General features: G+C 31.7%; 9 protein-coding genes. All 9 read right to left on the bottom strand.

Annotated features, from left to right (window positions below):
• Nucleotides 1–264 precede the first annotated feature (264 nt).
• Nucleotides 265–1,140, bottom strand: a complete 876-nt coding sequence (locus MHI13_RS05585; protein ID WP_017176168.1) for an N-acetylmuramoyl-L-alanine amidase — start codon at nt 1,138–1,140, stop codon at nt 265–267.
• Entirely contained in the window at nt 1,137–1,589 is a 453-nt protein-coding gene (gene dtd / locus MHI13_RS05580; RefSeq protein WP_019835426.1) for a D-aminoacyl-tRNA deacylase, read from the bottom strand. The genes MHI13_RS05585 and dtd overlap by 4 nt, the downstream gene beginning before the upstream one ends.
• A 15-nt stretch (nt 1,590–1,604) precedes the next feature.
• The gene (locus MHI13_RS05575) at nt 1,605–3,794 is read right to left on the bottom strand and encodes a RelA/SpoT family protein (protein ID WP_049379568.1); all 2,190 of its coding nucleotides are present in this window, start codon (nt 3,792–3,794) and stop codon (nt 1,605–1,607) included.
• 333 nt (nt 3,795–4,127) lie between these two features.
• Entirely contained in the window at nt 4,128–4,646 is a 519-nt protein-coding gene (locus MHI13_RS05570) for an adenine phosphoribosyltransferase (RefSeq protein WP_019835427.1), read from the bottom strand.
• 21 nt (nt 4,647–4,667) lie between these two features.
• Nucleotides 4,668–6,941, bottom strand: a complete 2,274-nt coding sequence (gene recJ / locus MHI13_RS05565; protein ID WP_049434666.1) for a single-stranded-DNA-specific exonuclease RecJ — start codon at nt 6,939–6,941, stop codon at nt 4,668–4,670.
• A 125-nt stretch (nt 6,942–7,066) separates the two neighbouring features.
• Complete coding sequence (gene secDF, locus MHI13_RS05560) at nt 7,067–9,352, bottom strand: protein translocase subunit SecDF (RefSeq protein WP_017176163.1); 2,286 nt, start codon at nt 9,350–9,352, stop codon at nt 7,067–7,069.
• A 195-nt stretch (nt 9,353–9,547) separates the two neighbouring features.
• Nucleotides 9,548–9,808 carry a preprotein translocase subunit YajC gene (yajC, locus tag MHI13_RS05555; RefSeq protein WP_002448938.1) on the bottom strand — a complete coding sequence of 87 codons (261 nt, stop codon included), beginning with the start codon at nt 9,806–9,808 and terminating at the stop codon, nt 9,548–9,550.
• A gap of 16 nt (nt 9,809–9,824) precedes the next feature.
• On the bottom strand, nt 9,825–10,964 hold the full coding sequence (tgt, locus tag MHI13_RS05550) for a tRNA guanosine(34) transglycosylase Tgt (RefSeq protein WP_017176162.1): 1,140 nt from the start codon (nt 10,962–10,964) through the stop codon (nt 9,825–9,827).
• Between the two features lie 19 nt (nt 10,965–10,983).
• On the bottom strand, nt 10,984–12,009 hold the full coding sequence (queA, locus tag MHI13_RS05545; RefSeq protein WP_017176161.1) for a tRNA preQ1(34) S-adenosylmethionine ribosyltransferase-isomerase QueA: 1,026 nt from the start codon (nt 12,007–12,009) through the stop codon (nt 10,984–10,986).
• Between the last annotated feature and the right edge of the window lie 6 nt (nt 12,010–12,015).

The following is a 12,015-nucleotide window of genomic DNA, read 5'->3' as shown; positions in this document are numbered from 1 at the left end:
TATGCCGTGTTGCCACCCTAATTGAGAATAAAAATATTCTCCACTCATCACGTGTAACGTACGCAAACCGGCTTTATTTTATCAAAGCACCTTTTCTTGTGTTCAAAGATACCAATGTACTAGTGTAATCTTTCAGCCTAGGATTACTTCTCTTCACAATCAATATGATTGTTCACTATTTCATTAGTCTTTTCAAGAATACAAACGGTATTATTTATAAAGTTCACTGATTATGATACCGATTTTAGGAAAAGTTTGCAAGTATTATGAAGCAAAATATTGTTTTAATCCATCTACAACCGCTTCTTCTACAACCTGTCTATGTAATTGATTTCTAATCATTTTTTCATCAGTAGGATTACTTATATAGCCCAATTCAAGTAACACAGCTGGTTTATTCGTTTGTCTTAAAACTTGATAATTTTGTTGACGAACACCACGATTAGAAAGTAATGACTTTTTTTGAATATTCGCATTTAATACTTCTGCTAATGTTTCTTGACTATTTTGATACCAATATACAGTAGCGCCATTAGCATTATGACTATCTAATGAATCATTATGAATACTTATAAATACATCACCTGTCGCTTTTCTATTATCTAAGCTTACATAACTATCATCTGTTCTCGTCAATTTAACATGCGCTCCTGCTTTTTCTAATGCACGTTTTAATTCAAGTGCTGTTTTCAAAGTATAGTTTTTTTCGAGAGATTTAAGAGCCGTGGAACTTGAGGCTCCCTGATCACTCCCTCCATGACCAGGATCAAGCACCACAGTTTTATTCTTAAAAGGATTTTCCTGTTTACTGACATCAGCTTTAATATTCAAACTCGTATGCCAACCAGCAACCCATCCTTTTTCATCTCCTTTAGCATTTTGGACTTCAATCCATTTTCCTGACGTCTTTAATTTTTTAAAACTATCTCCTTTTTCAACTTTATATATCACCGGATATCCTGCATTAGGTCCTGTTCTTATTTCAGCATCTTCTGTTATTGTTAGTCTATTACTATCTTGATCATTATGATTCATAAACAAAAATAATAATATTATAAAAAGAATAAATAATAACACTACTACTAACGTCAACATATTTTTTAGATCATGTTTGGTTAACCATGTATCTAATTTATTCATATTACTTTGCCATCCTGACTTTCATATATAATCGTTACGGGACCATCATTAATAATTTCTACGTCCATATCTGTCCCAAATTCACCAGTTTGAATATCAATATCATACTTTTGAAGTTCAGAGTTAAACTTATCGTATAATATTTTGGCATCTTCAGGTCGCATGGATTGTGAGAAACCTGGTCTATTACCTTTTTTAACTTCTGCATAAAGTGTAAATTGAGAAATAGATAAAATTGCACCATTAATTTGTTGAATATTTAAATTTAACTTCCCGTTTTCATCTTCAAACAAACGTGCGTTAACAATTTTCTTCGCTAATACTTCTATATCAGCTTCCGTCGAATTTTTCCCAACACCTACTAATAAACAATAACCTTTTTCAATTTGGTTATGAATAGATTTATTAGTGACAGATGCTCGTTTTACTCTTTGTACAACTATTTTCATATCTTAGCACCTCTTTTAATTCCATACTCTAGAAACTGTATAAATATCACTCAATTGTTTAAGTTTTTCAACTACACGAAATACATCATTTACATTTTTAACCATAACGCTAATTGTAATGATTGCATTCTTGTCAATATCAGATCGTGCATTCATTTTAATAATACTTCCTACGGTTGAATTTACGGCTTGAATCACTTCATTGAGTAACCCATTTCGATCATATGCATTGACTTCTAAATCTACTTGATAACGTTGTGTTGAATCTTTTGATTTAACCCATTCGACATTAATTAATCTCTCGTTTTCATTTTTAATATTTGGGCAATCTGATCTATGAACTTTAATACCATGTCCTTTAGTGATGTATCCAACAATATCATCACCAGGAATTGGATTACAACATTTAGATAATTTGATTAAAACATTCTCTAATCCTTCGACATAAACCCCACTATCAGTAATGATATCTTCTTTAATTGGTGACGTTTTAATGACTTCTTGTGCTTCATTTAATGCTTTTTGTTTATCTTGTATACGCTGTCTTTCCGTTAATTTATTCACTACTTGTAAAGCAGTAACACCACCAAAACCTACTGCAGCATATAAATCGTCATCATTGGCAAAATGATATTTTTCGTTAACGACTTCAATATTTTTTTCTGTTAGAATCTCATCAACTCGATAACCTTGTTCTTTAATTTCCGCTTCTACCATAAATTTACCTTTTTCTATATTAGAAGAACGATCTTGCTTTTTAAAGAAACTTTTTATCTTACTTTTTGCTCCAGATGATTTAACAATTTTCAACCAATCTCTACTTGGACCATATGAATGTTTACTTGTGCGAATTTCAATAATATCGCCTGTCTTAAGCATATAATCAATAGGCACAATTTTACCATTGACTTTTGCGCCAATCATTTTATTACCCACTTCGCTATGGATGGCATAAGCAAAATCAATAGGGACTGCGCCATAAGGTAATTCAATCACATCACTTGCAGGCGTAAACGCATATACTTTATCACTTTGTAAATCATATTTAAGTGATTCCATAAATTCTTGTGCATCTGAAGATGTATGGTCAGTTTCTGCAAGTTCTTTTAACCAGTTAAGTTTATTTTGGAAATCTTGTGTTTTAGAATTTATTGTTTTCCCTTCTTTATATGCCCAATGCGCTGCCACCCCATGCTCAGCAATTTCGTGCATTTCAAATGTTCGAATTTGAATCTCTAAAGGATCACCATTAGGTCCAACAACAGTAGTGTGTAATGATTGATACATATTTTGCTTTGGCATAGCGATATAATCTTTAAAACGACCTGGCATCGGTTTCCATAATGTATGAACCAAGCCTAAAATAGCATAACAATCATTAATTGAATTCACAATCACTCGTATAGCTAATAAATCAAATATTTGATCAAATTGTTTTTTTTGTTTTACCATCTTACGATAAATACTGTAAATATGTTTAGGGCGACCGCTTATTTCACCTTGGATATTCATTTTATTCATTTCAGTTTGAATTTTATCCATAGCATTTTGAATATATGCTTCACGTTCACTACGTTTTTTCTTCATTAAATTAACAATTCTAAAATACTGTACACTATCAATATAACGTAACGCAATATCTTCCAATTCCCATTTAATGGTATTAATACCTAGACGATGCGCTAAAGGTGCATAGATTTCTAATGTTTCTTTTGAAATACGAATTTGTTTTTCTCTAGCCATTGCTTTTAACGTTCTCATATTATGTAAGCGGTCAGCTAATTTAACTAATATGACACGAACATCCTTAGCTATCGCAATAAATAACTTTCTATGATTTTCAGCTTGTTGTTCCTCTTTAGAACGGTATTTAACTTTTTTTAACTTAGTTACACCATCTACAATTCGTGCAATTTCTTCATTAAACATATGCTTTACGTCTTCAAATGTATATGGTGTATCCTCTATCACATCATGTAAAAAGCCAGCTACAATTGTTGGTCCATCTAAGCGCATTTCTGTTAATATACCTGCTACTTGAATTGGATGCATGATATAAGGTAGCCCATTTTTTCGAAACTGTCCTTGATGTGCTTCATAAGCAATATGATAACTTTTTAAAACATATTGATAATCATCTGCTGATAAATAGGATTTAGCTTTATTTAGTACTTCATCAGCACTATATGGATACTCGTTATTCAATATATGACACCCCGACTTTTTAATATTTCAAATACTCTACCGATAACCGAATCATTGAAAATCAAGAAATTTCTTTTCATTACTTAATTAATCCGAGTACCACTCCTATTAATTAAAGATGCGTGAGTATTAATGTAATTTTAACAAAAGTATTAAAATCTCTAAAAGATTAACTTTGGTTTAAATAATAGTTATATAATACTACAAGTTTTTAAATAAATAAATGTGATTAGATTAATGATGATGCAACGATAATAAAAAAAGCGAGATAGTATTCAATCTGAATTCCTACACTCGCTTTAATATATATTAATCTAGTTACTAAATTAATGACTATTCATCGTAAGAAATTAAACTCATGACATCATAGTCTTTAATTTTTTCCATACCATTTAAATATTTTAATTCAATAATAAAAGCTATTCCAACAACAATACCACCTAATTCTTCTACTAATTTAATAGCCGCTTCGATTGTTCCACCTGTCGCTAATAAATCATCAGTGATTAAAACACGTTGTCCTGGTTTAATTGCATCTTTATGCATTGTTAAAACATTTGTCCCATATTCCAAGTCGTATTCATAGCGAATAACTTCACGTGGTAATTTTCCTTCTTTTCTTACAGGTGCAAATCCAATTCCCATTGAGTACGCAACTGGACAGCCAATAATAAATCCTCTTGCTTCAGGGCCTACTACAATATCAACGTTACGATCTTTTGCATACTTTACAATTTGATCAGTTGCATAACCGTATGCTTCACCATTGTCCATAATAGTTGTAATATCTTTGAAACTAACACCTGGTTTAGGCCAGTCTTGTACTTCAGATACGTATTGCTTTAAATCCATTTAAAAATTTCCTCCTATGCGTTACGCTTTTTGAGCTTTAATCCAATTCTTAAGATGTGAAAAGTCATCATAAAGCATTAATTTTTCAACTTCAATTCTTGACTGTCTCGATTTATAAACTTGACTCGACTCAATAGATTGTTTACTTGGATTATCATTTATTTTAATTATACCATTTTCTTCGTAAATAAAACTTAGGTCAAGAAATACTTTTAAAATAAACTTTAAAGTATTTGGCTTAATATTTAAGTATTGACATAATTGTAACCCTTCTTTTTCTAAGTTCATTTCTTTCTTAGTAAATAGTGCCCTATAACTTTGTTTAAATAGATGAGCACTCGGTAACCCCTCAAAATAAATTGAATGTTGATGGTGTAATACTAAATAGAGTTGTGAGTATTCTAAATGTTTTAGAGATTGTGTAACACTATCTAAATCAGTTGGTAAATCACGAAACACAATCGTATTATATGATGAATCAATTGTTTCACCGTAGTGGAAATAATTCTCACCTAACTTCTCTTTTTTAGAATGAATGACAAAAGCAACATTATTAGATGACGTATCAATATTAAGTTGTTTACGTTTACTTCTATAATCTAATATTTGCTCATTTTGAGTCGCTAAATCTTGTATAATCATTTGAGGTGTCTGATTGTTATTCCACTCATTTATTTGTAAATGTCCTATGATATTGACAGGTTGGCCTAATTCTATTTGTGTCATTAAATCACCATTTTTCCAAAATAAATGTTGTAATTTAGCTTGACCAGTTACTAATTTTAAATGATTTTTATCTTTTCCAATCGCTTTAACGTCATTAACTTCTGTATCATCCAATTCAAATAAAGGTTTTTCAAAATCAGTACCAAACGGTTTCAGTATTTTAATATCATGAATATTTGATACAGTAATTTCATCTTCTGAAAGTTTAGTCGTAATATATTTTGTTGGTTCTAAAGAAGTATGTTTAGAAAGCTGAACCATCCATTCATTTAATCCTTTTGATAATGCATCAATATTATCAATCTCCATCGTCATTCCAGCTGCCATATGATGACCACCAAATTTAGATATCAAGTCTTGATGTGCACTTAAAATTTCGAACATAGACACTTGTTCAATACTTCTAGCTGAACCTTTTGCATGATGTTGTTCTAAATCTATATTTAAAATAAGAGTGGGTAAAGCATAAGTTTCTACAATTTTTGAAGCCACAATACCTAATACTCCCTCATGCCATCCTTCTTTAGCTAAAAGTAAAAATTTGTCGCCATTTTCAACTTTTTCATTAGCCATCAATAGTGCTTCTTCTGTTATTTGAGCGACAATATCTTTACGTTCAATGTTAAAAGCTTCTACTTGTTCAGCTAAAAAATTCGCCTCTTCAGAATCTTCTGCCATCAGTAATTCCGCTGCTAATGACGCATCTTCTAATCTACCTACCGCATTTAAACGAGGTCCAATAATGAAACCAATTGTTTCTTCATCTATTTCATCATTAAATCCTGCTTGATTTAATAATGATTGAATTTGAAATGGACAGGATTGATTTAAATATTTAAGACCTTCTTGAACAATCGTTCTGTTTTCATCAGTCAGTGACACTAAATCTGCAATCGTCCCAATAGTTGCAAGCGCTATGAAATATTTTGGAGGATGATCTATTAAACATTGCGATAATTTGTATGCGACACCAGCTCCACATAAATATTTAAATGGATATTCAAATTCTGGATGCATAGGATGAATAATGGCATATGCTTTTGGTAATGTACGGCCTATTTCATGATGGTCTGTAACAATTACATCGACTCCCAATGCTTGTACCATTTCAATTTCTTCATGACCTTGTATTCCATTATCAACTGTAATAATAAGTGATACGCCTTCATCGTAAGCATTTTGAAAGGCATATTTATTTGGACCATAACCTTCGCTAAATCGATTAGGAATATACCAACCGACTTCAGCGCCCAATTTTTGCAGTGTTTGAACTAATATCGTTGTAGATGTTACGCCATCAGCATCATAATCTCCATACACTAATATTCTTTCATGTTTATCAATCGCTAAATTAATTCGATCAACAGCTTTTCGCATATCACTCATTAGCCATGAATCATGCTTTTTATTTGTACCATTAATTAATGTATTTATCTCATCATACTGTGTAATCGATTTACTTTCTAAAATCTTTCTTACAATAGGAGATAAATTAAATTCCTTAATAATCTCAGACGATATATCTTGTTTAGGTGCTTCATAAAGCCATTTATATTTAGATTGAATCATAAAGTTATCCTTCCTTTTTCCACAAGCAATTATACCTAAAAAAAGAATAAATAAAAAGAGGAAGAAACACTGAATTCAATTAGAATTCTTTTGTTTCTTCCACTAATTTTATATCATGTATTTAATTATACTAAGATTTTTTCATCATTTGATTTTTTCTCTTTATAAACTACAAGCTTACCGTTCTCAGATTTTTTCAACTGATGTTTCTTCATGATGCTCCATAGTGGAACTGCAATAAAGATAGAAGAGAATACACCAGATAATAATCCAATAAGTAATGCTAATGAGAAGTTAAACAGACTTGATGCACCAAAGATAAGTATGGCGATAACTACTACAACGACTGTAAGAACTGTATTAATAGAACGAGTCATTGTTTGTCTAATAGATCGGTTAACAATATCATCAATTTGATGAGGATCTGTTATTACTTTGATTTTATGAAGATTTTCTCTTACACGGTCGAAAGTAACAATTGTATCATTTATTGAATAACCTACAATCGTTAAGATTGCAGCGATAAACGTAATATCTACTTCAAGTCTTAATAAACTGAATAAAGCAACGATAATAAATACATCATGAAGTAATGCTAAGACAGCAGAAAGCCCCATTCTCCATTCGAATCTTAATGAAACATAGATAATAATCCCAATAGCTGCATAAATTAATGCTTTCATTGCATTTTTAGCTAACTCTTGACCAATCATTGGAGAAACTGTGTTCACTGTCGGTTTATGACCATATTGATCATTAATAACTTTATTAAGTTTCAAAGTTTCATCTTTAGATAAATCATTTTTAAATTGAACTGTTGCTTGTTTATTATCATTACCATTAATTTGAATTTGATCAGGTGTCAAACCAACATCTTTTATCGTACGTTCAACTTTCGTTTGAGATAACTTCGTATCAGAATCAAGATCTACTCTTGTACCAGCTGAGAAATCAATACCTAAGTTAAGTTTAAATATACTTAGAATAATTATACCAATTACTAAAATTAAAATACTTACTCCAATTAATGGTTTTGCTAATTTAACAAAATTCCATTTTTCAAAAGCTGTTTTTAAGTCATGAACATCTACACCTTCATTGATATCATGGCGATTATTTTTATTTACACCAAACATCCAATATTTCTTCTTAAAGTAATTAGAAGAAACTAAAAGTGATAATAGTCCTCTTGATAAAAAGACAGCTGTGATGAATATCATTAAAATACCTAATAATAACATCGTAGCAAATCCTTTAACTGAACTTTGACCAAAGAAGAATAACACTGCTGCTGCTATAACAGTTGTTAAGTTTGAATCAAAAATCGTTAAGAAAGAACTTTTATTTGCTTTAGAATAAGCCTGTTTAAGCGTTCGTCCTACTCTAAGTTCATCTTTAATCCGTTCATACATGATGATATTTGCATCTACAGCCATACCTACACCTAATACTAAGGCAGCTAAACCTGGTAATGTAAGTACACCTGAAATAAAGTTAAATGCTACTAATGTTAAATAAACATATACTGTTAAAGCAATCACTGCCACAATACCTGGTAATCTGTAAAAACCTACCATAAATAAATAGATAATTGCAACACCAATCATTGATGCAAAGATTGTTTTATCTAATGCATCTTGACCAAATTGTGCACCTACAGAATTAGAATAAACTTCTTTTAAATCAACTGGTAATGAACCTGCATTTAACAATTCTGCAATTTGCTTAGCACGTTCTACGCCTTGTTGACCCTGGAAGCCACCTGAAATTTCTACACTGTCTGAATTAATAGGTTGATCCACCGAAGCGGCTGAAACGTATTTCCGTTTATCTTCAGGTTTGTCCAACTCTTTATGATAGCTATCACCTTTTTTATAATCTAACCACACTACCATCATATTTTCTTGTTTTTTAGAAATTTCTTCTGTAACTTTTTTAAATTTCGCGCGGTCTTTTAATTTAAAAGTGACTGCAGGTTCGTTTGTACCTTGTTTAAATTCTTGTTTTGCAGAACCTTGTACAATATCCTTACCTGTTAATTTAACATGATCATTAGCATCACGTATAGTCAGATTTGCTTGTGAAGACAAAATTTTTCGAGCTTCATCAGGATTTTTTACCCCAGCGAGCTGTACCCTAATTCTATCAGGGTCTTCAACTTGAATATGAGGCTCAGATACACCTAATACATTAACACGATTTTCTAAAGTTTGAGCAGTAGATTGTAAAGCCTTATCATCGATTTTACCATCACCGCCAAGTGGTTTAACTTGATATAATACTTCGAAACCACCTTGTAAATCCAAACCTAGATTTACATTCTTAACTACATTCTTATATGTAAAGCCCATACCTACAAACAGTAGTGCTACAATGAGTATGAATGCAATTATTCTACTTGTTTTTTTCACATGAACACCTCATTATTTAATTATGTAATTAGAATAATCTTTTAATAAACCATGTGCAAGTGAATTAAAGATTACATCTATGTGACAAGACTTATCTATCTTAACATAACCTTTGTATTAGTGTAATCAAGATATGTAGTTAATAAAAAAACATTCCACGACAATTTGTTGTCTGGAATGTCTTGTTATTATAATTTATGATGGATCAACTTGTTTAATCGCAGGTTTTTCAAATGTCATTTCAGTACCATGACCATTTACTGTGATTACAACTGCTGTTTCATCCACAGCTTTAACAGTTCCTTTGATTCCACCAATAGTTGTAATTTTTTGACCTGCTTCGATACGACTAATCATTTCACGATGTTCTTTCGCACGTTTTTGTTGCGGTCTAATTAAAAAGAAATAAAATACTATAATTAAAATTATAGGCAAGATTAATGCTGAAACATTCATTATATTGTTCTCCTTATTAAAAGTTTTTAGGGTTCTCTACATTTAGCCCATATTGTTCGAAAAATTCTTCTTTAAAATCTAATAAACGATCTTCTCGAATGGCCTGTCTAATATCTTCCATTAATTTTAGCAGAAAATGTAAATTATGAATAGTAGTAAGACGGATACCAAACGTTTCCTCTGCTTTAATTAGATGTCTAATATATGCACGTGTATAATTCTTACAAGTATAGCAATCACAATTCGCATCTATAGGACTAAAATCATCTGCATATTTAGCATTTTTTATAACCAATCGTCCTTGAGATGTCATGCATGTTCCATTTCTAGCTATGCGTGTTGGCAACACACAATCAAACATATCCATACCGCGAATGCTACATTCTATTAATGCATCAGGTGATCCTACTCCCATTAAGTATCTTGGTTTGTCTTCTGGCATAAATTGAACCGTATGTTCAACCATATCGTACATCACTGGTTTTGGTTCACCTACAGATAAACCACCAATAGCATATCCAGGAAAATCCAATGATACAAGTTCTTTAGCACTTTGTTCTCTTAAGTCTTTGTACTCTCCACCTTGTATAATACCAAATAATGCTTGGTCCTCTGGACGTTGATGTGCTTCAAGACATCGTTTAGCCCATCTTGTTGTACGTTCAATTGAATCTTTTACGTATTTATATTCGGCAGGCATAGGCGGACACTCATCAAATGCCATCATAATATCTGAACCTAAGTCATTTTGAATTTGCATTGATTTTTCTGGACTTAAAAACAACTTAGAGCCATTTGTATGATGTCTAAATTCGACACCCTCTTCTGATATTTTTCTAAGATTACTCAAACTAAACACTTGGAAACCACCAGAATCTGTAAGAATAGGGCCATCCCAATTCATGAACTTATGTAAGCCCCCAGCTTGTTTGATAATATCATTTCCAGGTTGTAACCACAAATGATACGTATTTCCTAATATAATTCTAGCTTCAATTTGTCTTAACTCTTCTGGACTCATTGTTTTAACTGTTGCTTTCGTACCTACTGGCATAAACATGGGTGTTTCAAATGAGCCATGGGGTGTATGAACAATCCCTAAACGTGCACCTGATTGCTTACATGTTTTAATGTGCTCATAAGTTACTGCTGGCATAATCTGTACCTCTCATTCATTAAATTATTAACATTGCATCTCCAAAACTAAAGAATCTATATTTAAGTTTTACCGCTTCTTTATAAGCATTCAAAATGTATTCACGACTACTAAAAGCAGAGACTAACATCACTAATGTTGATTTGGGTAAATGAAAATTAGTAATTAACCCATCAATTGCTTTATATTCAAACCCTGGATAAATAAATATATCTGTCCAACCACTTGTAGCGACAAATTGTTCATGATCACGACGAATTGTTTCTAACGTTCTAGTAGACGTCGTACCTACAGAAATAATTCTATGCCCATTTTCTTTAGTTTTATTCAGCATATCTGCCGTTTCTTTAGTCATTTGATAGTACTCACTATGCATTTCATGATCATCAATATCCTCCACACTTACTGGTCTAAAGGTACCTAGGCCAACATGTAGTGTAATAAATGCAATATTGACACCTTTGTCTTTTATTTTCTGTAAAAGCTCATCTGTAAAATGTAACCCTGCAGTAGGCGCTGCAGCGGAACCATTTTCTTTAGCATACACAGTTTGATATCTATCCGGATCATCTAAACGTTCTTTAATATAAGGTGGTAAAGGCATTTCACCTAACTCATCTAAGCGTTCTTCTAAAATACCTTCATAATGTAAACGCATAATGCGCCCACCTTGTTCTAATTCTTTTATACATTCAGCAATGATTTTGCCGTTACCAAATGATAAAGTATTACCTACTTTAATACGTTTTGCTGGTTTTAATAATACTTCCCAGTCATTGTCCTCTATTCTAGTAAGCATTAACATTTCTACCTTTGCACCTGTTTCTTCTTTTAAACCGAATAAACGTGCTGGCATAACACGTGTATCATTTAATACTAATGTATCTCCAGGTTCAAAATAATCCATAATATCTGTAAAGTGTTTATGTGCAATATTTCCGGTCTTTCTACCTAGCACAAGTAATCTACTTTGATCTCTATTTTTTAAAGGTGTCTGAGCAATCAATGATTCAGGTAAATGATAATCAAACTCCTCAACGTTCATATTATT

It is taken from the genome of Staphylococcus sp. FSL K6-0223 (assembly GCF_038008285.1).
Note: the sequence above shows the minus strand (reverse complement) of the source record. Positions and strands in the feature narration are given on the sequence as shown.